This window comes from Herbihabitans rhizosphaerae, from assembly GCF_004216555.1.
In the GTDB taxonomy this organism is placed as follows: Bacteria; Actinomycetota; Actinomycetes; order Mycobacteriales; family Pseudonocardiaceae; genus Herbihabitans; species Herbihabitans rhizosphaerae.
The window spans coordinates 29,089-54,488 of the sequence record NZ_SGWQ01000013.1; the positions used below are offsets into that span (position 1 = coordinate 29,089).

At 67.9% G+C, this 25,400-nt stretch carries 24 protein-coding genes; 12 read left to right on the forward strand and 12 right to left on the reverse strand.

The features are described from left to right. Positions 1 to 51 precede the first annotated feature (51 nt). The 4 genes from EV193_RS28375 (at position 52) to EV193_RS28390 (ending at position 2,542) form a co-directional block, all read left to right on the forward strand. Positions 52 to 573 carry a winged helix-turn-helix transcriptional regulator gene (locus EV193_RS28375; RefSeq protein ID WP_130348008.1) on the forward strand — a complete coding sequence of 174 codons (522 nt, stop codon included), beginning with the start codon at positions 52 to 54 and terminating at the stop codon, positions 571 to 573. A gap of 119 nt (positions 574 to 692) precedes the next feature. Beyond that, on the forward strand, positions 693 to 1,865 hold the full coding sequence (locus EV193_RS28380) for a S8 family peptidase (RefSeq protein ID WP_130348009.1): 1,173 nt from the start codon (positions 693 to 695) through the stop codon (positions 1,863 to 1,865). A gap of 215 nt (positions 1,866 to 2,080) precedes the next feature. Further along, positions 2,081 to 2,269 carry a DUF397 domain-containing protein gene (locus EV193_RS28385; RefSeq protein ID WP_423202240.1) on the forward strand — a complete coding sequence of 63 codons (189 nt, stop codon included), beginning with the start codon at positions 2,081 to 2,083 and terminating at the stop codon, positions 2,267 to 2,269. A 36-nt stretch (positions 2,270 to 2,305) separates the two neighbouring features. Next, positions 2,306 to 2,542: a hypothetical protein gene (locus EV193_RS28390; protein WP_130348010.1), complete on the forward strand. Its 237-nt coding sequence runs from the start codon at positions 2,306 to 2,308 to the stop codon at positions 2,540 to 2,542. A gap of 8 nt (positions 2,543 to 2,550) precedes the next feature. Here EV193_RS28390 and EV193_RS28395 read toward each other — a convergent pair whose 3' ends face one another. From EV193_RS28395 to EV193_RS28405, 3 genes are read right to left on the reverse strand one after another with little or no spacing between them, the layout of a single operon-like run. Beyond that, complete coding sequence (locus tag EV193_RS28395; RefSeq protein ID WP_130348011.1) at positions 2,551 to 3,171, reverse strand: dihydrofolate reductase family protein; 621 nt, start codon at positions 3,169 to 3,171, stop codon at positions 2,551 to 2,553. Then, on the reverse strand, positions 3,168 to 3,632 hold the full coding sequence (locus tag EV193_RS28400) for an SRPBCC domain-containing protein (protein WP_130348012.1): 465 nt from the start codon (positions 3,630 to 3,632) through the stop codon (positions 3,168 to 3,170). Before EV193_RS28400 ends, EV193_RS28395 begins: the two co-directional genes overlap by 4 nt. Beyond that, positions 3,629 to 3,964 carry an ArsR/SmtB family transcription factor gene (locus EV193_RS28405; protein ID WP_130348013.1) on the reverse strand — a complete coding sequence of 112 codons (336 nt, stop codon included), beginning with the start codon at positions 3,962 to 3,964 and terminating at the stop codon, positions 3,629 to 3,631. Before EV193_RS28405 ends, EV193_RS28400 begins: the two co-directional genes overlap by 4 nt. Before the next feature lie 138 nt (positions 3,965 to 4,102). Here EV193_RS28405 and EV193_RS34275 point away from each other — a divergent pair, with 138 nt between their 5' ends. Then, a complete protein-coding gene (locus EV193_RS34275; protein WP_242613737.1) occupies positions 4,103 to 4,897 on the forward strand; it encodes a hypothetical protein in 795 nt (264 codons plus the stop codon). Then, on the forward strand, positions 4,780 to 5,376 hold the full coding sequence (locus EV193_RS34280; RefSeq protein WP_242613738.1) for an SGNH/GDSL hydrolase family protein: 597 nt from the start codon (positions 4,780 to 4,782) through the stop codon (positions 5,374 to 5,376). The genes EV193_RS34275 and EV193_RS34280 overlap by 118 nt, the downstream gene beginning before the upstream one ends. An 8-nt stretch (positions 5,377 to 5,384) precedes the next feature. On the opposite strand, the gene EV193_RS28415 is transcribed toward EV193_RS34280, so the two are convergent. The 3 genes from EV193_RS28415 to EV193_RS28425 form a co-directional block, all read right to left on the reverse strand. Further along, positions 5,385 to 5,945 carry a hypothetical protein gene (locus EV193_RS28415; RefSeq protein ID WP_130348014.1) on the reverse strand — a complete coding sequence of 187 codons (561 nt, stop codon included), beginning with the start codon at positions 5,943 to 5,945 and terminating at the stop codon, positions 5,385 to 5,387. Beyond that, complete coding sequence (locus EV193_RS28420) at positions 5,942 to 6,871, reverse strand: thermonuclease family protein (RefSeq protein ID WP_165401536.1); 930 nt, start codon at positions 6,869 to 6,871, stop codon at positions 5,942 to 5,944. The genes EV193_RS28415 and EV193_RS28420 overlap by 4 nt, the downstream gene beginning before the upstream one ends. Before the next feature lie 233 nt (positions 6,872 to 7,104). Beyond that, a complete protein-coding gene (locus tag EV193_RS28425) occupies positions 7,105 to 7,704 on the reverse strand; it encodes a TetR/AcrR family transcriptional regulator (protein ID WP_242613739.1) in 600 nt (199 codons plus the stop codon). A gap of 67 nt (positions 7,705 to 7,771) precedes the next feature. Between EV193_RS28425 and EV193_RS28430 the strand changes: the two genes are divergently transcribed. The 3 genes from EV193_RS28430 (at position 7,772) to EV193_RS28440 (ending at position 10,225) form a co-directional block, all read left to right on the forward strand. Then, the gene (locus EV193_RS28430) at positions 7,772 to 8,497 is read left to right on the forward strand and encodes an alpha/beta fold hydrolase (RefSeq protein WP_130348016.1); all 726 of its coding nucleotides are present in this window, start codon (positions 7,772 to 7,774) and stop codon (positions 8,495 to 8,497) included. Positions 8,498 to 8,588: 91 nt separating this feature from the next. After that, complete coding sequence (locus EV193_RS28435; protein ID WP_165401537.1) at positions 8,589 to 9,107, forward strand: DUF4365 domain-containing protein; 519 nt, start codon at positions 8,589 to 8,591, stop codon at positions 9,105 to 9,107. Next, a complete protein-coding gene (locus EV193_RS28440; protein WP_130348018.1) occupies positions 9,107 to 10,225 on the forward strand; it encodes a hypothetical protein in 1,119 nt (372 codons plus the stop codon). The genes EV193_RS28435 and EV193_RS28440 overlap by 1 nt, the downstream gene beginning before the upstream one ends. Here the strand turns inward: EV193_RS28440 and drmB are convergent. Both drmB and drmA read right to left on the reverse strand, forming a co-directional pair. Next, a complete protein-coding gene (gene drmB, locus EV193_RS28445) occupies positions 10,206 to 12,056 on the reverse strand; it encodes a DUF1998 domain-containing protein (protein WP_207222844.1) in 1,851 nt (616 codons plus the stop codon). The two genes, EV193_RS28440 and drmB, sit on opposite strands and share 20 nt — an antisense overlap. Further along, positions 12,053 to 15,586, reverse strand: a complete 3,534-nt coding sequence (gene drmA / locus EV193_RS28450) for a DISARM system helicase DrmA (RefSeq protein ID WP_130348019.1) — start codon at positions 15,584 to 15,586, stop codon at positions 12,053 to 12,055. The genes drmB and drmA overlap by 4 nt, the downstream gene beginning before the upstream one ends. A gap of 209 nt (positions 15,587 to 15,795) precedes the next feature. Here drmA and EV193_RS28455 point away from each other — a divergent pair, with 209 nt between their 5' ends. After that, the gene (locus EV193_RS28455; protein ID WP_165401538.1) at positions 15,796 to 16,281 is read left to right on the forward strand and encodes a helix-turn-helix domain-containing protein; all 486 of its coding nucleotides are present in this window, start codon (positions 15,796 to 15,798) and stop codon (positions 16,279 to 16,281) included. 87 nt (positions 16,282 to 16,368) lie between these two features. On the opposite strand, the gene EV193_RS28460 is transcribed toward EV193_RS28455, so the two are convergent. Both EV193_RS28460 and EV193_RS28465 read right to left on the reverse strand, forming a co-directional pair. Further along, positions 16,369 to 16,572, reverse strand: a complete 204-nt coding sequence (locus tag EV193_RS28460; protein ID WP_130348020.1) for a hypothetical protein — start codon at positions 16,570 to 16,572, stop codon at positions 16,369 to 16,371. Between the two features lie 123 nt (positions 16,573 to 16,695). Then, positions 16,696 to 16,986 carry a hypothetical protein gene (locus EV193_RS28465; RefSeq protein WP_207222845.1) on the reverse strand — a complete coding sequence of 97 codons (291 nt, stop codon included), beginning with the start codon at positions 16,984 to 16,986 and terminating at the stop codon, positions 16,696 to 16,698. A 123-nt stretch (positions 16,987 to 17,109) separates the two neighbouring features. Here EV193_RS28465 and EV193_RS28470 point away from each other — a divergent pair, with 123 nt between their 5' ends. Together EV193_RS28470 and EV193_RS28475 are read left to right on the forward strand one after the other, a co-directional pair. Then, entirely contained in the window at positions 17,110 to 17,973 is an 864-nt protein-coding gene (locus EV193_RS28470) for a helix-turn-helix domain-containing protein (RefSeq protein WP_130348021.1), read from the forward strand. 2 nt (positions 17,974 to 17,975) lie between these two features. Further along, positions 17,976 to 18,164: a DUF397 domain-containing protein gene (locus EV193_RS28475; protein WP_130348022.1), complete on the forward strand. Its 189-nt coding sequence runs from the start codon at positions 17,976 to 17,978 to the stop codon at positions 18,162 to 18,164. Between the two features lie 2 nt (positions 18,165 to 18,166). On the opposite strand, the gene EV193_RS28480 is transcribed toward EV193_RS28475, so the two are convergent. Further along, the gene (locus EV193_RS28480; protein ID WP_130348023.1) at positions 18,167 to 22,150 is read right to left on the reverse strand and encodes an Eco57I restriction-modification methylase domain-containing protein; all 3,984 of its coding nucleotides are present in this window, start codon (positions 22,148 to 22,150) and stop codon (positions 18,167 to 18,169) included. Then, positions 22,150 to 25,326: a DISARM system SNF2-like helicase DrmD gene (gene drmD / locus EV193_RS28485; protein WP_130348024.1), complete on the reverse strand. Its 3,177-nt coding sequence runs from the start codon at positions 25,324 to 25,326 to the stop codon at positions 22,150 to 22,152. The genes EV193_RS28480 and drmD overlap by 1 nt, the downstream gene beginning before the upstream one ends. Between the last annotated feature and the right edge of the window lie 74 nt (positions 25,327 to 25,400).

Here is a 25,400-nt window from a genome sequence, read left to right on the forward strand (position 1 = left end):
CACGGTAGCAGCGTCGGTTCAATGAATGAACCCAGTGATATCGTGAGTGACATGGGTCTCGGAAAGGGGTACGCCACCCAGGAGTGCGCCATGGCCAAGGCGCTCGAGCTGATCGGCGAGCGCTGGACGCTGCTGATCGTCCGGGACGCCTTCTTCGGCGTGCGCCGGTACAACGACTTCCTGCGGCGCCTCGATCTTCCGCGCGCGGTGCTCGCCGAGCGGCTGCAGGCCCTGGTCGAGCACGGCGTCTTCGACCGGCTGCCGGACCCGAACCACTCGACTCGCAGCGAGTATTCCTTGACGCCGCAAGGGATCGCGCTGTGGCCGGTGGTCTACTCACTGGCCAGGTGGGGCGAGCGGCACATGGACCCCAAGGGCGCCACCCGGTTCTACTTCCACGTCGAGTGCGGCAAGCGGATCGACGCGAACGGGCTGTGCGGCGAATGCGGCCGGTGGGTGCCGCCCACCGAACTCGAGGCGCGGCCCAACCCGCGGCGCGCCTACACCCGCACCGACCCGGTCAGCCTCGCGCTGCGCAAGCCGCACCGCCTCCTGGAACCGCTGCTTCCCTGAGCACGCACCGAAATCGCGTGCCACTACGTATTGCTTCGCGGTTTTCGACCGCTGATGCTGAGTAGTGGTCACGCCCCGAACCCTGCCGGTGGCGGACCGTTCTCAGCGAGGGAGAAACCATGAAGTCGATCAGGCGGCGGATGCTGTGCCTCGGCGCGGCCACCGCCACCGCGTTCACCGTGCTCGGAACCGGGTCGGCCCAGGCGGCCGTGCCGGGCGTGTACATCGTCGGCTTATCGGGCACCGGACAGACGGCCGAGACACTGGCCGGCCGCTACGGCGGCGACGTCCGCCAAGTGTACTCGGCCGCGCTGCGCGGATTCTCGGTCAGCATGTCCGACGAGCAGGCCAGGCGGCTCGCGGCCGACCCCGGCGTGGAGTTCGTGCAGCGGTCGACCCTGGTGCGCGGCGACGGGTACGGCGCCGGCCGGGCGGCCGGTGAGCGGCCGAAGCCGCCGTCGTGGGGGCTGGACGTCATCGACGGCAAGCGTGACGGCGTCTACACGTACCCGAACGGCGGCACCGGTGTCACCGTGTACAACCTGGACACCGAGCTGAACCTGGATCACGTGTCGTTCGAAGGCCGCGCGACGTCCGGGTACGACTTCGTCGACGACGACGCGAACGTCAACGACTGCAAGGCATCGTCGGACAGCGGGCACGGCACGTTCACCGGCGGCGTGTCCTCCAGCGAGGACTACGGCGTGGCCAAGGACGACAAGATCGTCGGCGTCAAGATACTGAGCTGCCAGGGCAGCGGGTCGAACGAGATGGTGATCGCCGGCATCGACTGGGTGGTGCGGAACGCCGCCAAGCCCGCCGTGATCAACGCGAGCTGGGGCGGCCCCGGAAACACCGCGATCGACCGTGCGGTGTCCAACGCCGTGCGGAGCGGGATCACGTTCGTCGCCACGGCGGGCAGCTCCGACTCCGACGCCTGCCAGTTCAGTCCCGGCCGGCTGCCCGAGGTGATCACGGTCGCCGCGACCGACGATCAACTCGCCGAGACCGGTCCGTCCAACCACGGCAGCTGCGTCGACCTGTACGCGCCGGGTGCCAACATCGTGTCCACGAGCAACTCGGACAACCAGGGCAGCAAGATCATGAGCGGCACCTCGCCGGCCACCGCGCACGTCACCGGCGCCGCGGCGATCTACCTGTCCGCGCACCCCGACGCCACGCCCCAACAGGTCCGCGACGCGCTGGTGAACAACGCCAGCGACGGCTGGGTGCTGAACCCCGGTCCCGGCTCCCCCAACAAGTTCCTCAACGTCAGCAAGCTCGGCGAGTAAGCCGGCCGACGGTCGGTCCGTCTGGGCTGTCGAGCCACACACGCTGCTCGTCGTCCGGGGTGACGGTGAGGCCGAAGCGGTCCCATGTGATCCAGCAGTACGCGGCGGCATACCAGCGGCTCCTGGCTGCTGCGGAAGAGCCCGATGAAGCCCGGAAACTCGTTGCTAGGGTGGCAAAGCAGTACCGATGAAAGATCAAACGAGAGAAGGCAATCGTGGGCACGATCGACCTGAACGACCTGCGGTGGCGCACGAGTTCCTTCACCGGAGGCGACAGCGGCAACTGCGTCGAGGCGGCCTGGCCGGGTGGCGGTGCCGCCATTCGCGACTCCAAGAACCGGGACGGCGGCACGCTCTTGCTGACGAGCACCGCGTGGGACGCGTTCCGCGCCAACCTCGGCTGACCTGGCGCGCTCGTCGGCGCGGGGCACAATTGGGCCATGACTTCCGGATCCGAGAACACGCCAGTACCCGAGGGCGACTACACCGAGTCGGGGGTGCCCACCTTCGACTACGTGCGGGACCAGATCGAGGGCCGTGCCGCCACGTCGACGGGCGCCGCCGAGCTGCCGACCGAGGCGGCCACGGCCGAGGCACTCGACGAGCAGATGGCCGAGCGTGAGAAGGCCGGCCGCGACAAGCTGGAGGAGATCCGCCGGTCCATGCGGGAGCGCTGACCCGCGACCTACCGCAGGTCGGTGACGCCGTCGTAGTCGCCGACCTCGGCGGCGCCGGTGACCTCGTACTCGAGGACCAGCAGACCGCGCGCGGTGGCGTCGTGCCGGACGAGTCGCAGGCCGGTCGCCGTGGCGGGGTGAGTCAACAGCCGGCGGCCCGATCCGAGCACGGTGGGCGCGACGACGAGCCGGAGCGTGTCGACGAGCCCGGCGGACAGCAGCGCGCCGCCGAGCCGGGCGCTGCCGTGCACCTGCAACTCGCGTCCCGGCCGCGCCTTCAGTTCGCGGACCGCCGGCTCGCCGCGCAACACCGTGGTCGGCGCCCAGTCCCCCGCCTCGATCGTGTTGGACACGACGTACTTCGGCAGCACGTTCATCCGCTCGGTGAACGGGTCGCCGGGATCGGTGATCGCCGGCCAGTCGCGCGCGAACGCGGTGTACGTCCGCCGGCCGAGCAGCAGGCCGTCGGCGAGGTCGAGCCACTCGGAGGCGCACCGTATGAACGCCTCGTCCATGTGCGGCACGAGCCAGCCGCCCAGGGTGAAGCCGTCGCTCGTGTCCTCTGTGGACGATCCCGGCCCTTGGCTCACGCCGTCCAGGGTGACGAATTCCGTCAGGGCGATCTTCATCCTTCGACCAGCTTGGTGAGTTGATCGGCGGCGGAGCCCCAGCCCTCGGCGAACCCCATCTCGGCGTGCCGCGCGCGGGCGGACGGATCACCGTGGCGCACGACGATCCGGTAGTCGGTCCCGTCCGGGTGATCTTTCAGCAGCACCTCGGCGGTCATCGAGAGCGGCGCCGGGCTCGCCGGACGCCACCCGCTGTCGACCGCGTTGGTAAACACGATCCGCTCGAATTCGTCCACCACAAGGAAACACGCGTCCATGTGCGGAACGAACGCCTCGCCGTCGTCGCTCATCAGCGTGACCAGCCCGCCGCCGGGCCGAGCGTCGAGCCGCTCGACGTGACAGCGCGTCGGCGCGGGGATCCACCACCGCGCCAGGTTCGCCGGATCCGTCCACGCGTCCCACACCGCCTTGCGAGGCGCGCGAATGACGCGGTCGATACCAAGATCGAGATCAGGATTCACTTCTTCTCCTCAGGATTCGTCACGAACTTCTCCAGGCGATCGGTGCGGTCCGACCAGATGCGCCGCTGCTCGGCGAGCCAGTCCTCGACGAGCGCGAATCGCTCCCGGTTCAGCTCACACGTGCGCACCCGCCCGGACTTCGCCGTGCGGATCAGCCCGTTCGACTCGAGCACCCGCACGTGCTTCATGAACGACGGCAACGTCATCGGCGCGTCCTTGGCGAGATCACCGACACTCGCCGGCCCGCGACCCAGCCGCTGAATCACGGCCCGCCGCGTCGGGTCCGCGAACGCCACGAACATCCCGTCGAGCACCGCCGAATACTGAGCCATGTGGCTAAGTATGGCCCGTCAGAACACTTAGCGCAAGGGCTAAGTGTTGTCGAGCGGGCGCGGTCATGCTCGTCGTGCACGACCGTGATGCTCAGCCGGCCTTTCCGTTGGCCACCGGCCCGGTGCCATCCTCCGGACATGAGCATTCGTCTCGACATCAGACAGCGAATCGTCGCGTTGACAGGCGCCGCCGCGGTCGCGCTCGCGTCCGCGACCGTCGCCACCGCATCCGTCCCGACCCCGGCGACCGGGCACGGCTGGACCGGAACCTGGGCGAGCGCCGCTCAGCATCCCGGCGCCGGTCCGTTCGAACCGGACTGGTCCACCGACGGGTTCGCCGACCAGTCCGTCCGCCAGGTGGTGCGCGTCAGCACCGGCGGCGCGGCCCTGCGCATCACCCTGTCGAACGTCTACGGAACGAAACCGTTGCGCCTGACCGGCGCGACGGTCGCGAAGACCAGCGACCAGGCCTCCGTCCGTCCGGATACCGTGCGCCCGCTGGCCTTCCACGGATCGCCGGCCACCGTCATTCCCGTCGGCCGGCAGGCCACCAGTGACGGACTCGGGTTCCCCGTCTCACCGCTGGAGCGGCTGACGGTGACGCTGTACTTCGCCGAGCCGACCGGTCCGGCGACGTTTCACCGGTTCGCCACGGCGGAGACCTACCGCGCGTCCGGCGATCGCCGGTACGACGCCGGCGGGGCGTTCAGCCTGACCGACACGAGCACGGCGTCGTACTTCCTCGCAGGCGTGGACGTGCTCGGGAAGCCGGGCCGGGCGCGGTCGTGGCCTTCGGCGATTCGATCACCGACGGCGTGGGCTCGTCCACGGGTACGGACAACCGCTATCCCGACGAACTGGCCGAACGGCTCGCCGGCACCCACCGGCCGGCGAGCGTGGTCAACACCGGCATCGGCGGCAACCGGCTGCTGAACGGATCACCCTGCTTCGGTGACGCGGCCCTCGTCCGATTCCAGCGGGACGTGCTGGACCAGGCCCGCGCCCGAACCGCGATCGTCCTGCTCGGCATCAACGACATCGTGTCCAACGACGTGGACACCTTCGGCTGCTTCGACCCGCGGCCGACCGTCACGGCCCAGCAGATCATCGACGGTCACCGGAAGATGATCAGGGCGGCGCACGCGCACGGCATCAGAATGATCGGCGCGACCATCACTCCGTACGAGGGCTTCCAGTTCTACACCGCCCAGGGTGAGCGGCTTCGGCAAGAGGTGAACCGGTGGATCCGCACCAGCGGTGAGTACGACGCGGTGGTCGACTTCGACCGGGTCGTCGCCGATCCCAGCGCCCCTGGCCGCATCCGCGCCGAGTACGACAGCGGTGATCACCTGCACCCCGGCGACGCCGGATACCGCGCCATGGCCCACGCCGTCGACCTGAAGACCCTCTGAGTCCGAGTTCAGTCGTGCAACTCGGCGACGTGCAGCCGGCGGCCGGCGGGCCAGGTCATCGTGGTGCCGCCGGTGAAGGTCACGTGCACGTCCCGGTTCTCCGGCTGCACACGCGCGACGTAGCCGACGGGCCCGATCGTGCCGTGCAGCCTGACCCAGGTGCCGAGCTGGAGTTCGCCGGCGGCGACGGTGCCGGTGTTGTGCGCGATCGAGGCCGGCGCGAGCCGGGTGGTGGCCAGGCGCCAGAACCCGTAGCCCGCAACGGGAAGCAGGACGACACACGCTCCGCTGATCGCCGGGTAGACCGGCAGCAGGGCGATACCGGCGACGAGTCCCAGGAGCAGGCAGATCACGACGATGATCAGACCGGTGCTGACCGGCCGGTCGCCGGCCTGCACCCAGCCGGTGGTCCGGACCAATCCGTTTCCGAGGAGCCCACGTGGCCGGTGGGCGACCGCCGGATCGCCGCGGTCGTGCTCGCCGACGAGTTCGGTGTCCAGTACAGGGTCCATACCGGTGGGCTTGCGGAACATGTCGACCATCGGCTCGGGCTCGTCGCGTGCGCTCACGCCCTCCTCCACCTCGGCTGGCGACCGTCTCGGTCCCTGCACACCACGTGCTCGCCTTCGACGGTCACGCCTCGGGCGCCCTCCGGGGAGCAGCGGTCACCCTTGCGCACGCCGTGTTGCACACCGTCCTGAGGCGGCGGCGTGGTGGGCGGGACGGGCGGCGGCCGGTGGGTCGGCGGCGGCGGTAGCTGGGTCGGCGGTGGCGGTAGCTGGGTCGGCGGTGGCGGCGGGCCCTGCTGGTTCGTGGGCGGTGGGCTGCTCGTGGGGTTCGGCACGCACGGCGGGCCCCACACTCCGCGCCGCGCCTGCCGGGCGTCGGCTTCCACAGCGGCGAGATCCTGCTGGTTGGGCGCGGTTCCGAGACTGATGTCGACCTGTGCCGCCCCACTGGCCAGGACGGTGTGCGCGTAGTCGTGCCCGTCGGCCAGCAACACCCGAGCCGGAACGCGGCCATCCGGGTCCGGTTGATGCGCACCAGGACGCTCGTCCCCGGCCAACCTGACCTGCTTGCCGAGCACCAGTTCCACGGCATGCAGCCGCGCCTGGTCGGCCCAACACGGTGGCGTGGCCCGGATTCCCGATACCCGCACCGCCACCGGCCGGTTGGTGAGGGTGTCCACGCCGTCCAGCAGGTTCGCCGACGGCACACCGATCACCGCGATCACCCGATCAGGTGCCGGCCGTGCCTCGGGGGTATCGCTGGTCTGGCCGACATCGGTGCTCGACGAGGCGGTGGGCGTCATCGTGGGAATCGGCGGCCGCGCGACCGCCGAAGCCGGGGCTCGCCCCACACCGGCCAGCGCCACACCGGCCACCACCACCGCGAGCAGGGTGCCCGTACACACGACCGCCACCCGCGTGCGCTGAGACACACGCCACCACCAGCGGCGAAGTGCGTCCGGATCGGACTGGCTGCCGTCGCGCATTTTCCATCTCCCCGACATTTGTTCGAGCGACGTATCCTGCCACACCGCGACAGAAGCCCGTCACCGACATTCGAGGGATATTCTCCGCACCCGCCAACAAAGAGCACCCAAAGCCGCGGATTGTCGATTTCCGCAGGTCAGAGCGCATGACGACTGCACATCGCCGATGCCCGTAAATAACGCGGCGCTAACAATTCACATCCAAGGCAATCCCACATCATTGCCTGAATCGGTCAGGCCCGCTCGATTCCGAGCGCGTGGTGGAGCTGGCGTGTCCACCAGAGCACGTGTGCGGTCGAGTCGTTCGCCGCGGCGCCGGTGAGGCCGGCACTGCGCCGGAAGGCGCTTCCGTGGAGGGCTTCCGTGGCCATCGCCTGGTGCAGGGCCGCGACCGTGTGCCGGGTGTCGTCCACGGAACTTCCGGGTGGCCGAAGCCGGTGGAGTGCGTAGACGACCGGATCGAGCATGCCGCTGCCCCGGTCGCGCCAGCCCGCCGCGTGCAGCGCCACCGCGAGTTCGCCGTAGCCGCGCCGGTACAAGGCCTCCAGCGACTCGACCAACTCGTGGAGATCGGCCCCGCCGTCCAGCCACGTCGCCAGAACGTCCTTGAGCGCGGCTCGAAGCTGGCGTCCACCGTGTCGAAGAAGCTCGGCGAGCAGCTTGTCGCGATTGCCGAAGTGATGCGTGACGCCGGCGTCGGTCATGCCGACCCGCGCGGCCACCGCGCGCACCTGTACGGCGGCGACGCCTCCCTCGGCGAGCAGCGACGCCGCGGCGTCGAGGATCAGCCGGCGGGCCTCGTCCGGGGGCCGTCGCACTCGCGAGGTGGTCACGAGCCAACACTACCTTGGCGCGTCAAAGTAGTGTTACCTTGGCAGCCCAAGGTAGAAAGGATCAACGATGCTCCCAGCAACGGTGACCGGCACGGGTCCGACGGTCCTGCTGCTGCACGCGGGCGGCGAGAATCGCGGCGTCTGGGCGCCGGTCGCGGCGCGGATGGCCGAGCACGGCCTGCGGACGGTGGCCCCCGACCTGCGCGGTCACGGGGACAGCTCCGGGCCGGCGACCACGCTTCGGGTGTTCGCCGACGACGTGATCGAGATCCTGCGCCGCGAGCCGGCGCCGATCGTCGTGGTCGGCGCCTCCCTCGGCGGGTTCGCCGCCCTCACCGCTCTCGGCGAACCGTCCATCGCGCGTCGCGTCGCCGGCCTCGCGCTCGTGGACGTCGTGCCCGATCCCGATCCGGACCGGGTGCGCGCGTGGCTCGAGACCCAAGGACTCGCCGGCCAGCAAGCCGAACTCGTGGACGACATCCTCGAGGCGGGCCCGGAGCTTCTCGCGACGACCGCGGCGTTGGACCTGCCCATCCTGCTCGTGCGCGGCGGACGCTCTCCACTCGGCGACGCCGACGCGGACCGGCTCCGCACGGCCAACCACCGCGTCACCGTCACCCGCGTGCCGGACGCCGGCCACCTCGTGGCGCGTGACGCCCCCGCGGAACTCGCGCACATCGTGTCCGCGTACGCCACCACCTGGCTCGCCGCCGGCGATGTCGTCAGCCGCGCGTTCGAGCTGCAACGCGGTGCTGGGAATCGAACCCAGGTCAAGGTCGCCAACTTGGACTGACCGTGCCCTGATACCAGGCCGCCAGCCGCCGTTCCGGTTCGAGATCGAATACGGTGGGCGGGTGACAGTCGGTGGGGGACATCAGCCAGCCGTGAGCCTGAACCGCAACCAGCACCAGGGCCTCTACGGCGAGTCCTTCGTGCGGGTCCTGGCGTCGGCCGCCGGGCTCACGGTCGCGAAGGCCGACCTGGATGTCACGGGCGACGACTACACCATCTGCCGCAAAGGCAATCACGGCGGCACCCGGCATCCGAAGATCGACGTCCAGGTCAAATCATGGTCACGGCGGTCAGCGGTGCATCACGATGGGCACTGGCATTACTCGATGCGACCGGGCCACTTCAACGAGCTGGCCGGCACGGATTTCCCACTGCCACGCTATCTGATCCTGGTTATCGTGCCGGACCAGCGGTCCGAGTATGCCGAGACCCGGCCGGACTCCCTGCTGGTCCGCTTCGCGGCCTACTCGATGTCGCTACAGGATCGCGAGCGGGTCGACCCCAACTCGACCGCCAAGGTGCCGGTGCACGTTCCGGTCGGCAATCTGCTTACCGTGGACAAGCTGCGCGACCTGATGGTTCCGCCGCCGGCATGGCGAAGGGAGTCCTGATGACGATGGGGCTTTCGGCCGGCGATCTGGCCGGCGTCGAGCTGGCTGGGATCGTCGCCTATCTCCGGGCGACCGGCTGGCGGGAGGCGGACAGCTTCGCGCGGACGGTCGTCTGGGCCCGTGCGGTGTCGGAGGACGACACCGAAGTGCTGGTGCCGGACAGCCGCCAACTCCGAGGGTACGAGAGCAGCGTGGCCGAACTGCTGGCCACGCTGTCGGCGGTCGAGCGGCGCCCGAGGACCGAGGTGTTGCGCGACATCACCTCCACAAACCTGGACGTCCAGTACATCCGCACCACGCCGGACGGGCCGAGCGGCACGATCCCGCTGCACGAGGGGTACCTGGCCATTCACGGGGTGCGTGATCTCTTCCTGTTCGCCGCGACCTCGGCCGTCTCGACCGATCGGCCCGCGGTCCTCCCGAGTACGAAACCCCTTGAAGCACAAGGATTCCTCGACACCGTCCGACTTGGACAGACCGGCAGCGGAAGCTACGTGCTGCGCCTGGAGACGCCGCTGCCGCAAGCGAACACGACCCCGCCTCTGTCGTCCAGGGACGTGTTGCTGCACCTGCACGCGGCGGTCAGCGCGGCTCACAACGCCGCGGTCGACTCGGTGGAGCGCCAAGACCTGACCCACTTCGCGGATCGCATCGTGGACGGCGTGTCGGCCAACCTGTGCGAGGCGCTCACCAAGATCGGTGGCCTGCGGCAAAGCGAGTTCGACATGCGATTCGCATGGGCCCCGGCCGCTCCGGTGGAGGAGGAGACACCGGCCGTGGCGTTCGACCAAGGCCAGATCAACGCCCTGAAACGCGGGGCGAGGTTTCTTCGAGAGTTGCCGGTCCTCCAGCGGGCGACCGTCGTGGGACAGGTCGTCGACCTGCACCGTGCGCCACAGGACAGGCTCGGCAAAGTGCAGCTCGAAGGCACCGTTCAGGGGCAGGAGGCGGCCCTGGTCACCATGCAGTTGCCGTCGAACTGGTACGACCTCGCCGTGGTGGCGCACGGCGAGCGTGAGCACGCTCAGCTCCAGGTCGTCGGTGATCTCCGGTTCACCGGGCGCCAGTATGTGGTCAGCGGCGTCACGAGCGTCGAGATCATCCGGGAATCGCGCTGAAGAACCCGCAGTCCCGGGTAGCGAGGGTGTCGACCAACAGGGCACGGTCCAGGTACTGGTTGCCGCGTTCGCAGGAGGTCTCCGAGGCGAACAGGCAGGCGTGGCAGGCTGCGCCGTACAACCGTCCGTGGACCACCGGATCATGCTCGGCGCACAGTGGATCCGAGCTGCACAGTCTGGCGGACTCCAGTGCCCGGTCGATCAGGTGACCGAGATGTGCCGACCTGCCGAGCGACACCAGGCCGCCGAGAGTGCCTTCGCTGTCCGGCGCCGCCGTGTACAGCAGGACCCCGGCCATCGGCACGCCCTCGCGCGTGGCGTAGATCCGTTCGGCGATCCCCGCCGCGCTGTAGCCGGAATCGAGCGCCAGCTCGCGAATGAGCAGGTGCGCGAACGTATGCAGCAGCACGTACCGGAGTCCGGGCCAGCCTCGAGGGTCGACATCGCGTCGACGACACCACTCGTCGTGTGCGGGAATCAGCCTTTGCCGCGCCCGCAGGACGGTTTCGGCCTTGCGTTCCCATGCCGCGACAGCGGCCTCGTCGAATCGCAGGAACAAGCCCTCGCCGCGCAGTTCGGCACAGGGAACCCAGGTTGGGTCGCCCTCGGCCAGTGGCGCACGCCGGCTGTCCGGTGTTTCCCGCACCTCCCATTCTGGCGCGTCGATTCGGGTGAACCCGTAGAGCGCGGCGACCTCACGAAGCCTCGGAACCAGCGTGACCCGGTGCAGCCAACCACGAGCCGAACTGGGCACTGGCTCGTCCTGAGTGGTGAAATCGGGATGTGTCACCACTTTCGCCGAAGTGAACGCCTCCCATTCCGGAATGGAAAGGTCTTCACCGGTTCGCGTGGGCGGGGATGCCGTACCACGGGCGGCGCGCGCCCGGATCGCCCGCCAGACGTTGTCGAGCCCGTGCGGCTCCAGCTCCGACCAGCAGTTCTGCTTAACCAGCAGCTCCTTAGCCGGGCCCTCGTCCAGTCCTGCGAACAATAGTAGTAGATCCCAGAATTCTTCGACGAGATGCTCGAGTGGATCGTCGGCCAGCGGCAGCGTGAATACCCGCAGCTGCATGGGAAACCAGCTGTTGGTGGCGCCAAGAACTAACGTTCGGGTCGACTTACCGCAGGTGCTGAAGGTACCGAGGTGCGGATGACGGCCCCGGCATGCCGGCAGGTTGATCGGCGCGTCCGCGCCGAATGCCTGTGACATTGGACGGCGTTTACCACATTCGTCACAGGTGACATACACATTGGCCGCTTCGCCGGTGCTGCCCGATTCGGTCATCTTGAGCGAGTGGCCAGATTCCGGCACGTCGCCTTTGTGTGCGTAGTACTGCCACGGAAAGTCGTCCAGGTGCCCTTCTTCACACGCCAGCACGAAACGTGCGGGGAGGGCTGGGGGACGATTCGAGCCACTTCCCTTGCATGAATGCACATACTTGTTCCTATCCGGTCTCGCCGAATTGGGAACCAGTTCGAAATAGTCGAAGTTCGCGCGGCCGAGACGGTTGCACCGGGAGCAGCGCAGCCAGGTGGGGAAGAGTTGAACCGGCACCCCGACTTTGGCCCACGAGCCGAACGGATCGTAGGTTTCCTGCTCGTACGGCGGAAGGCGAAGATGGGCGACCTGGTTACCGAGCTTCGCCCGGACGGCGGCCAGCAGGCGTTCCTCGACGATCTCCGTCGACTTCTCCACCTTCCAGGCGTCGAGCCCCTGCATGATCACCGACAGGTTCGGCAGATCGGCCATCGCGCCGACACCGTAGGTGTGCAGCAACTGGTTCGGCCGCAATGTGCCGACCCGGAGCGGTTGTGGGTCCGGCGAGGTCACTGGTCTCCCCCGTTTCCGTCGTCGGGCAGCACGAACGGCTCGAACGGCGGCCCGTCGTCACCGTCGTATCCGCCCGTCGGCTGCATCAGCAGTTGCACTCCCGGCTCGACATCCCGCAGCGACAGTGACACGGTGCGATGTCCCCAGCGCGGCTGTTCGCCTGGCCGGTACAGCAGGCCGTCGATGTCGTCGGAACCGCTCCCCCGCCCGTAACCGAGGCGACGGCCGGGAACTCGACGCTGCCTCTCCCATGTGGACAGTCGAGCGTCCAGCTCCTCCTCGACCCGGCGGGCCACCTCGCGGTCGGTGATCTCCTCCGCGCGGCGCCTCACGTACCGAACGACGTGGTCGGCCAGCTCGGAGGTCTTGCTGAACTCCTGCGCGCCGAGGTTTCCGTTGTACCTCGGGCCCAGTTCGCGAACGAGCGAGACCAGCAGCCCGGTCAGCCCGCGGTCCACGGCGCGCTCGGCGAACGGTGTCACGGACAGCGCTTCCACGTGGGCATACGCGGTGGCATGGAAGTGCTCAAAAGTCTCGTAGTGCGACAGGTCCCTCGGCCGGGCCCAGTTGTACACGGTGAACACCAGTCCGGGTGCCGCTCGTCCCACACGACTGGTCGCCTGGATGTACTCCGCCGTGGATTTCGGCTGACTGCACACCACCATGGCGCCAAGACGTGACACGTCGACGCCGACGGCGATCATGTTGGTCGCCAGCAGCACATCGATCGGGCGAGGCGCGTCCTTGCCGGCACCACGCGGGAACGGCACCTGAAGCCGGTCGAGCAACGGGCGAATCTGGTCGGACGTCAGCCGCGAGGTCAGCTCCTCGATGATCGGATCTGGTCGCCGGAGCAGACCGCGCTCACCGGCTCTGCCCAGCCGGGCGGTCACGTCGTCCTCCGCGAGACGGCGCATCCCGCCCAGGTCGCGCAGGCTGTTGAAATATCCGACCAGGGTCATGTAAGGGTCGGTCACCTCGTTGCGCCCGTACTTGACGTGCAGTTTCTGGGCGGCGCCGAGCACCGAGACATACACCCGGATCAGGGTCGACTTGATCCGCGCGCCGTGCCCGCAGATGCCGACATAGCGCCGGCCCGGCGTGCTGGCCGTGTCCCGCTGCCTGGCAAAGAAGTTGTCGTTCGCGGACAGGCCGGGCGGTGGGAACACCTCGGTGCGCCGGTTGAACAATGCGGAGATCTGCCGGTTCGCTCGCCGCACGGTCGCCGTTGACGCGATGACCTTCGGCCGCACGTCTCGCCCCGTGTGCGGATTGCGCCAGGTGGCGAGTCGGTCGACGGCGCTTTCATAGAGGCCGACGAGAGAACCGAGCGGGCCCGAGATCAGGTGCAACTCGTCCTGGATGATCAAGTCCGGGGGGCGCAGCGCCGGCACCTCGACGATCTGCGCGGCCGGCGCGTCCGGCCTCGGCGGATGCCTGGTCGATTCCCAGTCCTTCGCCGCGATGTCGTCGGTGACAAGCCCGTGTCGCTGACAGCGCTTGCGCACCCGGCCGAACAGCGCCGCAGTCTCACCCTTCCACGGCAGTTGCGCGAACTTGTCCACAGTACCGATCAGCAAGGCCGGCGGGTGCCGGTAGATCTCCTCGTCGACGACGAGCACCGGCAGCCCTTTGCGTTGCTCCGCCTCGGCGCCCCGGCCCGGGAAGTTGACCGTCCCAAATGGACAGTCGAGGTCCGGGCAGACGACGATGGTGCGGCGATAAGCCTTGAGTACCAAGATATCCCGGCCAGGGTCGATCGCGCTGCCGCACCATGGGCAGCTGGAAAGCTGGTGTGGCGAGCCCTGTCCCCTGTGCCCCGGTCCCGCGTTGCGCCGGCGGCTCTTCAGCCAGTCCGCCGCGTGCTCGTTCGTGTTCGGCGTGACCCGCATGCCCACCCACATCCCGATGCGGAACGGCACCTCGCCCCAGATGCCCTCGTCCTGCCGGCGCAGCACCTCGGCGGCACAGATGAGCGTGGTGGCGCGCTCGAACTGCTGGATGGTCAGCAGCCGTAACGTGTAGCGCATCAGCACCGCGACGCCGTCCCGCGCGTTGAGGTCGCCGTAGTCGGGCTGCCGCCTGCGGATGGCGATGGTGTACGCGGTCAGCCCGAGGTACGCCTCGGTCTTGCCGCCACCGGTCGGAAACCAGAGGAGGTCGGCGACCGCCAGGTCGTGGTCCTCGGACCGCTCGGGATGTGCCGGGTCGGTCAGCGCGCAGAGGTTCAGCAATACGAAGGCCAACTGGAACGGCCGCCAGCGCGGCACATCCGTCACCTCGGTGACCACCGCGCTCAGTGTCTTCGTGGTGTCCTTGCGCCGGATCGCGGCGGCTTGGGTGTGCACACGCTGCAAGTGCATCGCACGATTGGCGAACCCGAACGCCCGGCGGGCCTCCGGGTCACGCGCGAGCAGGTCGATCCCGGCCGCGATCCGATCGGCGGTTCGCCCCGCCGCGTCGAGGTTGTCCCGCGCAGTGGCGGCGAACTCGGCCAGGTGATGGCCGTCCTCGCCGATCTCCGAGCGCCGCCGCTCGATCCAGGCGCGGTATCCGGCGACCAGCGGACGCAGGGCATCGGCGACACCCGCATCCGAGGAGTCCGCGAGGTCGGCGAGCGCACCCATCTCGAGCACGAGGTCCGCCAGTTCGGCGAGATCGGGATCGGTTTTCACGCTCGGCACGTCCGTCGCCGCGATCTCGTACTCCGGCACCGTCCGGGTGTGAATTCGCTTGGCGCGCAACAGATTCAGCTGATCGACCTCGACGTGTACCGCCGCGCCGCTGCCGACCGCGAACTCGGGCGTGAACCGGTAGGCCATGGCCAGCCGTTCCCGTTCCGCCGCGTCGTCCGGGTCTCCGCTCCGTGATCGTTCCGGGCGCGGCAGAAAGACCGCGTCCGCGCCGGGGCCGGCGGCGGACAGGCGCACCTGGAAGGTCCAGGAGGGTGCGTGTCGGCCCGGACCGGGCGCCTGCCGGTTCTCCAGGAACAGCGACACCAACCAGTTGCCGTCGTGCCGGCGCACCCGCCCTCGGACCACCACGTCCTTCTCGTCGGGGTCGGGCGCGAGGGGGACGACCAACCCTTCGATCAGGCGCACGGAAACCGTGCCCCCCATGGACACCCGACGCCACACCCGCTTGTCGAGCGTCTCCTCCCGCTCCGACATGGCCAGTTCGTAACGCCCCCACGCGGCGGTGACCAGCAGCTCGGTCGCGTCTCCGGCGATGTGCGCGGTGAACCCGACCGAGGACGGGTTCAGGCTGGGCATGTTGGGACTTCTGGTGTCGTCGTCGTTCTCACTGGGCTCGCCCGTGGCGGCCGGGGTCGGCTCGCCCTGAGTGTCCGGCTCGATCACCTCGCCGCGGGGCGCGAGCCTGCCTAGCGGATAGCGATCGATCGGGTTCTCCCCGACGAACTCCTCGTCCTCGCCGCCGAGCGGACCGTGCAGGTCGGCGAGTACCAACGCCTGCAGCTCGTCGCGGATGAGCCGCGAGTCGGGCGGTTCGAGCACTGGCTGATCGGTCACCGGCGACCCCCTTCGCGAACGCGGCCACGATGCGTGTGCGTGATCTCCCCGAGAGCGGCCGCTGTTAGCACACGTTATCGACTCCACCACGCACAGTAGTGGAGTTCGTCAAACAAGCCAGGCCGTGCGGTACCGGACCGCGACCTTGATCTTGGCTTCAGCCAGACCGGCAGGCCTTCGTTTCGTTCGTTTTGCAGTACCGTGGAGGTATGACCACGACCGAGCGAACCGTCCTGCCACCCGAGAGGCCCGCGCGAATGCTCGAGCTTCTCGGGGCGATGAGCGCTCCCAAAGTGGGCGGCGGAGCGGCACTGGTCGACAGGGACGGCACTCGCATCGAGCTACCGGACGAGCTGTACGAGGTGCTGCGGGACATGCTCACAGCCCTGTCGCAGGGACTCGCCGTTTCCGTCGTGCCGCAACACATGATGCTCACCACGAGCCAGGCCGCGGAGTTGCTCGGCGTGTCACGGCCGACTCTGGTACGACTACTCGAGGCTGGTGAGATTCCGTACGACAAGCCGAACCGGCACCGTCGAGTGCGGTTGGACGATCTTCTCGCCTACCAGCAACGGGCCCGGCGAGCTCGCGCGGCGGCGCTCGACGACATGGTTCGGGTGTCCGAGGAGGCAGGCTTGTACGACCTGCCCGAGGACGCGACGCCGGAACGTCTGCCTCCGAACGGGAACGATTGAGTCCATGTTCCCGGAACTGCTGCTGGATACAACACGACGCCAGGGTGCTCCCCGCGCGCAGAGCCGCCCATAGCTGACGCGGAGGCGTCAGTCGCCGTCGAGGACCTCATCGACATCGCCGTCCGAAACGTCGGCGATCTTGAGGTGCTCGAGGACCTTGGCCATCCTCAAGTCCGACTTGACGCTCGCGCGGTGCAGCTTGTACAGGGTGTCGCCATAGCCACCCTCCACGTCGGCCAGCCGGGCCTCCAACGCCTGAATCCGACGCTCCAACGTCTGTATTGACGCCACGATGTCCCCTTACGTTGGTCGCCCGGCCAGTGATCTCAGCGAGAGTATTGCACGCCAGGCGCTATCGCGCGGCCTCGCGGCTACGCACGACGAAAGCTGTTGCGGCACTTGGCTTTTCGCTGCTCACGGGCGGACGATGCCGACCTCGGCCAGCCGGCTGAACAGCTCCATGGCGCTGTGCACGGATTTGAAGGTGCCACGCATGCCGGGGTCGACACTGACCACCTCGACGCGGTTGGGCAGCACCAGGCCCCAGGCGAGCACGCGGGTGTCGGCGACCTCGCCCTCTTCCAGTTCGCGCTCGATCTCGCAGACGGCGAACACCTGCGGTGCGGTGTCTGTCACCTCGGCGGCAACCGGCGCCTTTTCGCCGCCTTCCAGTGCCCAGTAGTCGAGCGCTTGCTTCGTGTCCACGGTGGCTCCTCGCGTCGAATCGCTTACCGGCATGCAGTGTGTTATTCATAACACACGGCGCTCGACACGACTACTTGGGAGACTGCGATGATCGAGGTCATAACCGGTGACGGAGGTGCCGAGATGGCTCAGCGAAGCGACCCTTCGGCCCTGCGCTGGCTGATCGGCACCGAGCTACGGCAGGCTCGGCTGCGCTCCGGCCGCAAGCAGGCCGAGGCGGGCAAGACGATCGGCTGCACGCAAGCGAAGATCAACTATCTGGAGATCGGCCGTAACCAGCAGCAGCCGGAGGAAGTCACCAAACTGCTGCGCTTCTACGGTTGCGACGCCGCGCACTCCGACCGGATAGCCTCGCTGGCGGGCCGCGCCGATCAGGGCACCTGGTGGGCCGCGTTCTCGGATGTCGTGCCGGATTGGCTCAAGACCTTCGTCGGCCTGGAAGGCTTGTGCGCCACGGAGTTCATGTATGAGCCCTTGCTGATACCTGGCCTGCTCCAGACGCAGGAGTACGCCGAAGCGTTGTTGGTCGACCACCTGCGCGTGGCCACCGTGGACGTCGACCGGGTGGTCAACCTGCGCATGACCCGCCAGGCTCGACTGACCGATGAGGACACGCCACTTCGGTTCAGCACGGTGATTGAGGAGACCACGCTGCATCGGTTGGTCGGTGGCCCACAGGTGATGATCCTCCAGTTGAAGCACTTGCTCGAACTGTCCGAACTGGACAACGTAATCATGCAGATCATGCCCCAGTCGGTAGCCGTGCACGACGGCCTCGAAGGTGAGTTCACTCTCCTGGACTTCACCGAGGCGCAGAGCATCGGCTATGTCGAGTTCCCGGACGGCGCCATCTACGTCCAGGACCAAGATCAGGTGGCGGCGTATACTAAATCCGAGGAGCGGATGCGCGCGGTCGCGCTGTCGCCAGTCGATTCGGCCGAGCTGATCCGCAAGCGCCTCGCCAAGCTGCGCAGAACCAAGGAGTAGCCATGACCACCGGCCCCGAGGCCCGGACCTGGCGGAAGTCCAGCTACAGCGGCAACGGCGCCAACTGCGTCGAGCTGACCATCGCCCCGACGGCTGTGCTCGCCCGCGACTCCAAGAACACCGCCGGCCCGGTGCTCGGCTTCGGCCACACCAAGTGGGCCACCTTCCTCACCGCCGTCAAGTCCAAGTAGCCCTAGAACAGCATCCCCTCGTCCGATGGCGGGGCAGCCTTGCGCGACCGCTTCGCCGGGCTCTTCTTCTTGGTGTGCAACCCTTTCGCGACCTCTTCGGCATACCGCTCGTGATTCAACTCCAGCAGCCGGTCGAGCAACTCGTCCCTCGCCTCGGGTGACACGGTGAACCGCCGCCCCTGCCGCGTCTCGTGGAATCCATGCCCAAGATCCAGGTCGTCCCACCCGTACGCCTCAGCGGTCGCGAGATCCACCTCCACATGAATCTCCCGCAACCGCACGATGTCGTCGTCGGTCACCGCCGGATCGTGCACCAGGTTGTACAACTTCGTGAGCCCCAACTGCCGCCCCAACATCACTCCCCGGCGGAACTCATGCAACTTCTCCCCCACCCGATCCATACGCCCAGTCAATTCCAGAGGCTGCGCGAACGTCTCGAAAGCATCTGAGGGCGAATAGTTTAGGGTGACCCCCAGAGACGAGCTGTAAGCATGAGCCCACAACTGGTTCACTCCAGAGGAAAGGAGGCAAAGTTCACTGCCGGTCGACATCGAAAAGACAACGAGCTTATTCGATAGCACCTGATCCCTAGTGACGATTTCAGGCGTAAAATACTTCGTGACCAAGGAAGCGACTATTACCTGATCCAGTCCCGAGATCGCCGCCAACATTTCGCCACGAACGCGCCAATATTGCCACCACCGATCCATCAAGCCCACATAGGTCAGCGGATTCTTCTCTTCCCGCTCAGGCTTGACTAGCTTCTCTACGATAGACAGAACCTCTGGATAGCCTCGCGACTGATCGATCGACCAATCGTGAAAGTTGATAATCCATCGCGTTGCGGAGCAATCTGGCCGCGAGTTCAAGTCCTCCCCAGTGAGATAAGGAAATATCACATCCCGGTTGCGTCGATCTTTACGGAGGAGTTCCTGAGCGAGCGACGATTCAAGGATAAACCCCATCCCAAGAGGCTTACACCCTTCAAACGATAGATCGGAGTTTTCGTCCAATCGATGCGGCTTCCTAATGCTAGTGCTTGATTCCACCTCAAGCGAAGGTGAAATCCCTCTCACTGGGCTGCCGTCTAGTACAAGCTTCTCACTCTCACCGATCCGACGGGAGACCCACACGAGAGACACATAAATATTTGCTGTTCCCGTCCACCTTTGGGAGCTGACAGCTCTATAGGGACACCATCCAGCAGTAGACGTGCGCTCCAATCCAATCTCGCGCGTGTCACCCTCAGTTATCGTCTTCTTTGCAATAATTCCAATCCTTCCACCTGCGGCGATATCGATATTTCTCCGCAGGAAGTAGGCGCACAAGTCGCCCCTACCTCCTGCGGTCTCTCCAGCGAGAATTGTCGAACTCAAGTAGCTTGAAACGTCCTTACCGACTGCACCACTGATGAGCGTGCCGCCGATAAAGGGCGGGTTACCTACGACTGCGTCGAAGCCGCCTCGGTTCATGACTTCGGGGAATTCGAGGGGCCAGTGGAGGGGGCGGATCGCTGTTGGGCGGGTTCCCTGGAGCCAGGCGGTGATTTCGTCGCGGAGTTGGGGTTCCAGGGCGTTGTCCTCGGCGCGAAGATAGTCGTTGATCTGGTCGGCGATTCCGTCGAGGCGGGTGTCGAAATCGACGGACTCCTCATCGGCCAGATGTCGAACAACAGTGGACAGCGCGGCTCCGACGATGGCGTCGGCGGTGAGGCGCAGTTTGGCGGTCATGAACTCGGCCGTGTCCAACAGGTCCGATTTTTCCTCGGCTTGGCGGGCGTCCTGCACGACGGACGATTCGATCTGGAGCCGCATGTCGGTGACATCTGACATGATCATTTCGATTTTGTCGTGCAGGTTGCGGAACAGGTTGGAGCCCCCGGCGAGTCCCATTTTCGGGTCGAGGTGGAAGGCGGCGAGCTGATCGGAGGAAAGCAATCCGATCAGGGAGTCGCCGCAGCGCAGGGCGTGGTCCAGGAAACCGAACGGCTTGTCCTTGGCGAGGGTGACCAGCCACATCGATAGCTTGGCCAGCTCCACCGCCATGTCGTCGCGGTCGACGCCGTAGATGCACCGCGCGGCGACCAGGCGGCGGGCCGCTAGGAGCAAACCCTCGCGATCGTCGCCGGCTCCGACCAGGGCGCTGACGTCGCTTGGAACACCGTCGCGGTCCCAGGCTTCGACCACCCGGTCGGCCAGGTAGCGGCACGCGGCCACCAGGAACGCGCCGGAGCCCATCGCCGGGTCCACGACCTTCAGCTCCAGCAGCTCGTCGGCCTTCTTCGCCCGCCAGTTCGTCGGCTCGGCACCCTGCGCCGGTCCGGGGGCGAAGCACAGCGGCGCGAGCGTGTGCCGCACGATCTCCTCGGCCAGCTCACGTGGCGTGTAGTGGGTTCCGGTCGCGCGGCGGTCACCGACCTGGGTGAACAGCACGGACCTCGCCGGGAAGACCGTTGGCGCGCCGCGCAGATCGTCACGCAGCAGACCCCAGAACGGCAGCACCCGCTCGGTGAGCGCGTCGTCGTTGTCGCAGGCCGCGTGCAGATCGCCGCGCTGCTTGAGATCCGGCGTGGCGGCCAGCCACTTGCGAGCCTGATTCTCGGTGGCCTTCCAGGTCGTGGTCAGCCACTCGATGACCGCTGGTTCTCCTTGCCCCGCAATGGTTTCCAGCTCGGTGAGAGGCAGCTCCGGCTTGGTCTTGACCCGCAGTCCGACGAACGGTTCGTCCACCTTGAGGCAGGAGTACTCCAGCAGACCCTCGTACACGTGCCCGATCTGCTCGACGCCCAGCCGGGCGTAACTCAGCCGTTCGGCCGCCTTTCCCTTGTGCCGCAACACGAGCAGCGCGTGCAGCACGGCCCGCACGACCCGGTCGGTGATCGCCGCGTCGGCCAGCCACGGGTAGCTCGCCGGGTCGAACAGCGAGCCGCCGTGCGCCGGAATCCGGAGATCCGGGTGCTCGCAGCCCGCGTGGATCGCGCCGAACAACGCCAGCAGCCGAGGCCAGGCGGCCGCCCGCCGGTCACCGACCTCGTCGCCGTACAGACCGCGCTCGGCCTCCAGCTGCTCGTACAGGGTGGAGACCGCATAGCCGTTGGCATACACGGGATCCGTGATCGGCAACAGCCGTTGCTCGTCGGCGAACAGCAGGAACACCAATCGCATCAGCGAGGTGAGCGCGGCACGGTAGATGTCGCGCTCGGACACGTCGGCGAGCAGCGCGCCGCCGGCCTCGCGGTCCAGCCTGGCGAGTTCGGCGACGAAAAGCTCCACCGCCTCGCGCACCTGCCCGCCGAGCGTGGTGGTGACGTGCGCATGCTCCTCAGCACTGCGTGCGAACAGCTCGGCGAGGTTGCCGTCGGGGCGCAGAACCCTTGGCGCACAACACAATGAAGCGAACACGCGGAGCAGCACCGGCTCCTCGGACCACAGGTCGGCGTCGAAGCTCGCGACGCTGGTCGCCTCGCCAGGTCGGGCGTGCACCAGCACCCACAGCCGCCCGTTGGTCAGCAGCGCCAGCGGGACCCGGGTGTCCCGGCACATCTGCGCGACCTGCTCGGCCAGCGCCGGCTGGCCGTCGACGGCGGCGATCAGCGGGTCGTCGGCCTCGCGCTGGTACACGTGCAGCCGGGTCGGCTGTGGCGCGTCGGACGGTCCGTCGACCACCGCGTCCGGGCGCAGGCCCGGGAACTCGGCGGCCAGCGACGCTCCGGTACGCAGCGCGGACGGCGGGAAGCGCAGCACCTCGGACAGGATCAGGTCCTGCCAGGCGGGACCGAGCGGGCCGGGATCGGCGGACACCTCTGTCCACGCCTGGCGGACCCGGGAGCGGGTCTCGTCCGGCACGGTGTCCAACCCCTGTGGGAAGGCATCGGTGAGGATCGGCAACGCGAGGAACGGGCCTTCCGGCCGAAGCAGCCCGAGCCACTCGGCGTGCTGCTCGGCGACCGTCGGCGGTCTGCTTCGCTGAGCCGTTCGCGGGGCCATCAGCGGCCTGCCCTGCCGATCGCGGCCGGCACCAGGAACTCCACCGCAGCGGGGAACCTACGCGCGGTCGGGTCGGCGTAGCGGCGCCGCAGCGCGTCCGCCTCGGCCTCCACCTGGTCAGGAATCGTGTCCAGCCGGTTCAACAGCGCCTCGTGATCGGTGCGCAACTGCTCACGCTCGTCGAGTTCGAAAAGGCTCGCCTGCTGCCACTGCTCGGTATCGTGCAGCGCGGCCCGAATGTTGCGCTCCAGCTCACCGAGCACCGCCTCGACAGCCGCCACCTCTTCATCACACCTGTTGCGCAGCAACGCTTCCATGCTCCTGGTGCGATCCACGGCGCGGCGCCTGAGCAACCGGCCGAGCGGGTCGGCGAGACCGGGCCACAGGGCGGCAAGGCGCTGACGGACCGTCTCGGCGACCGGCTCGTCGGACGCCGCCGCGAGCCACGCGGCGACCTCGTCGGCGTTGCCCCTGGACAGCTTGCCCTGTTCGATCAGGCCGCCCGCAGTCATGACCTCCTCGTGCAGCCGGGTGCCTTCGGCGCCGGTCACCACGACCCGGCCGTGCGCGACGACGGCCGGCACCCGCAGCAGGTCGCCGGGCACCACCCGCGCGGTGACCCGGTGCAGCTTGGCCGCGCCATGGCCGGTGCGGGCCTGCGCCCACAACTCGGCGCGCAGCAGCCGCAGGCACATCTGCACCAGTCGGTGCCCCAGATGCAGCACCACCACGTCGCCGGGACCGGACACCGCAGCCTGATCGAACGTGACCAGCCGCTCGGCGCCGGTCACCGGGTCGTTCAGGCCGTCGTTGCGCGCCGCCGCCCACGCACCGGGCAGCTCGGGCAGCCGGAAAACCTTCGCGTCCACGGTGGACGGAGCGGTGGCCGGCGTCAGGTCTTTGCGGTGCGCCAGCTTCAACGCGATGCGCACCACCTGCTCCACTGTGGACGGTTTCAGGTCGAGCTCGGTGCGGGAGCGGGCGAGTTGCTCGGTCAGTCGCTCCAGTTCACGGGCCAGGTCCCGGTCAACCTTGAGCCGGGCCCGAGACGCCCGGCGACCGATCTCCGCGTCGGCCGTCTGCCATTCGGTCTGCCGGCCCAGCATCTTGCGCTCCACCTGCGCGGAGATCACCTCGCCGGCGCTGCCCAGGTCGGTGCGGATTTTGTCCACCTTCTCCACGGCGATGCGCAGGAACGCCAGCTCGTCCTCCAGCGATCCCTCGCCGAAGGTCTGCGTCTGCCATCCGGCCGGCACGAAGTGACGCACCTCGACCTCGGGCGCACGCTGTCCGTGCCGGTCGACCCGGCCGTTGCGCTGCTCCAGCCGGTTGGGGTTCCACGGAATCTCCCAGTGCAGCACCCGGTGGCAGTACCACTGCAGGTTGATTCCCTCGCTCGCCGCATCGGTGGCCACCAGGACGCGCACCGGATCGAGATCGGGGTCGGCGGTGAACACGTTCTTGACGCGCTCCCGCTCGTCACGATCCTGGCCGCCGTACAGCAGGGCGAGGCGTTCCTTCGGATAGCCGGCGGCCATCAGCCGCTCGTACAGCCACCGCTGGGTGTCCCGGTACTCGGTGAAGATGATCACACGCTCCGCGGACTCGCCCTTCGGTGGCACGATCGGGTCCAGCCAGGTGCGCAGCGCGGCGAACTTCGCGTCGGTCCGGTCCCGCGCGTCCTCGGCCCAGCGCCCCAGCTGGGCGAGCACCGCCTTCTCCTCGGTGGACAGTGCGGGCGCGGCGTGCCGGACGGCGGTGAGCGCCTCGGCCTCCGCCTCGGCGTAGGCCTGATCGTCCTCAGCGGTCTCGTCCACCCGCTCGAACAACGGGACGAGCACCCGTTCGGTCGTGGCCACCCTGACCGGCGTGTTCTCCCTGTCCCGCATGGTCTTCTGGTGCACGGCGATCGTGTTGGCGAAGGCCGTCGGCGAGGAGAACAGCCTGCGCTTGAGCAAGGTCGTGACGAAGTCGGCCGCCGTCCTGGCCGCCTTGTCCGCGCCGACCGTGTCCCGGCGGCTGCGCGCGTAGGACGCCAGCAGCTCGTGCGCACGACGCTCGGGCTCGGAGTAGTCCACCTCGATGTAGTCCAGCCGGCGAGCGCTGAACCTCGGCGTGCCGTCCCAGCGCGGTGGCAACTCGCTCTTCAGCCGGCGCACCATCACCCTGGCCAGCTGCTCGTCGGTCGGCCGCACTCCGCGCTGAAAACGGTGATCGTCCAGCAGCTCCAACAGCGCTGTGAACGACTCCAGATAGCCGTTGTGCGGGGTCGCCGACAGGAACAGCCGATGCTCGCAATGCGGTGCCAGCTCACGGATCGCCTTGGTGCGCAAAGAATCCACCGCGTACTTGCCGCGCCCGCCAGGTGCGCAGGTGTGCACTTCGTCCACCACGAGCAAGTCGAACGCTCGTGGGTACCGCGGTGTGGACGGCAGGATCTCGCGCAGCAACCTGCGCGGCCGTTCCCGCTTGAACCAGTCCACGCTGACGATCAGCCGCGGATAGTGCGTCCATGGGTTGACGTACAACCCCTGCTGACGGCGCAACTGTCGCAGCAGCTCGGCGTCCACGATGCGGAAGTCCAGCCCGAACTTGTCCCGCATCTCGTCTTTCCACTGCAACGTCAGGCCGGCTGGGCACACGATCAGCATCGTGCGGGCGCGGTGTCGCAGCATCAGCTCCTGCATCACCAGCCCGGCCTCGATCGTCTTGCCCAGCCCGACGTCGTCGGCGATCAGCAGGTTCGTGCGCGGCATGGACAGCGCCCGAACCACCGGGTCCAGCTGGTAGTCCTCGATCTGGATGCCCGAGCGGAACGGCGCCTGCAGCGCGGTGGTGTCCGCCGAGGCGATCGCACCCCATCGCACCGCGTGCAGAAACGCGGCCAGCTCCGTCGGATCGTCGAACCCGTGCGCCGGATCGGGCAGAACCGCCGAGTCGTGCACGAGCGCGCCCGGCTCCAGCTCCCAGACCACGCGCAGCTCCTCCTCGCGCGCGTCGTCCTCGATGCTGATCAACGTCACCAGGTGGGTGGCGCGGGCGGTGAGCGCGCCCGGGTCACTGCTCAACACGTCGCCGCGCGCCACGTCGGACGCGATCCACTGCCGGTTTCGCACGGTCACCAATTGGCCCGGCGCCGGCACGCCAACCGCCGGTTCGCTCGCCACACTGGTCATGTTCGCCCCCAGGCTTTCGTCGGTAACGGTTCCACTCGAACCACGTACCTGAATACCATCGGTAACCACCGTAG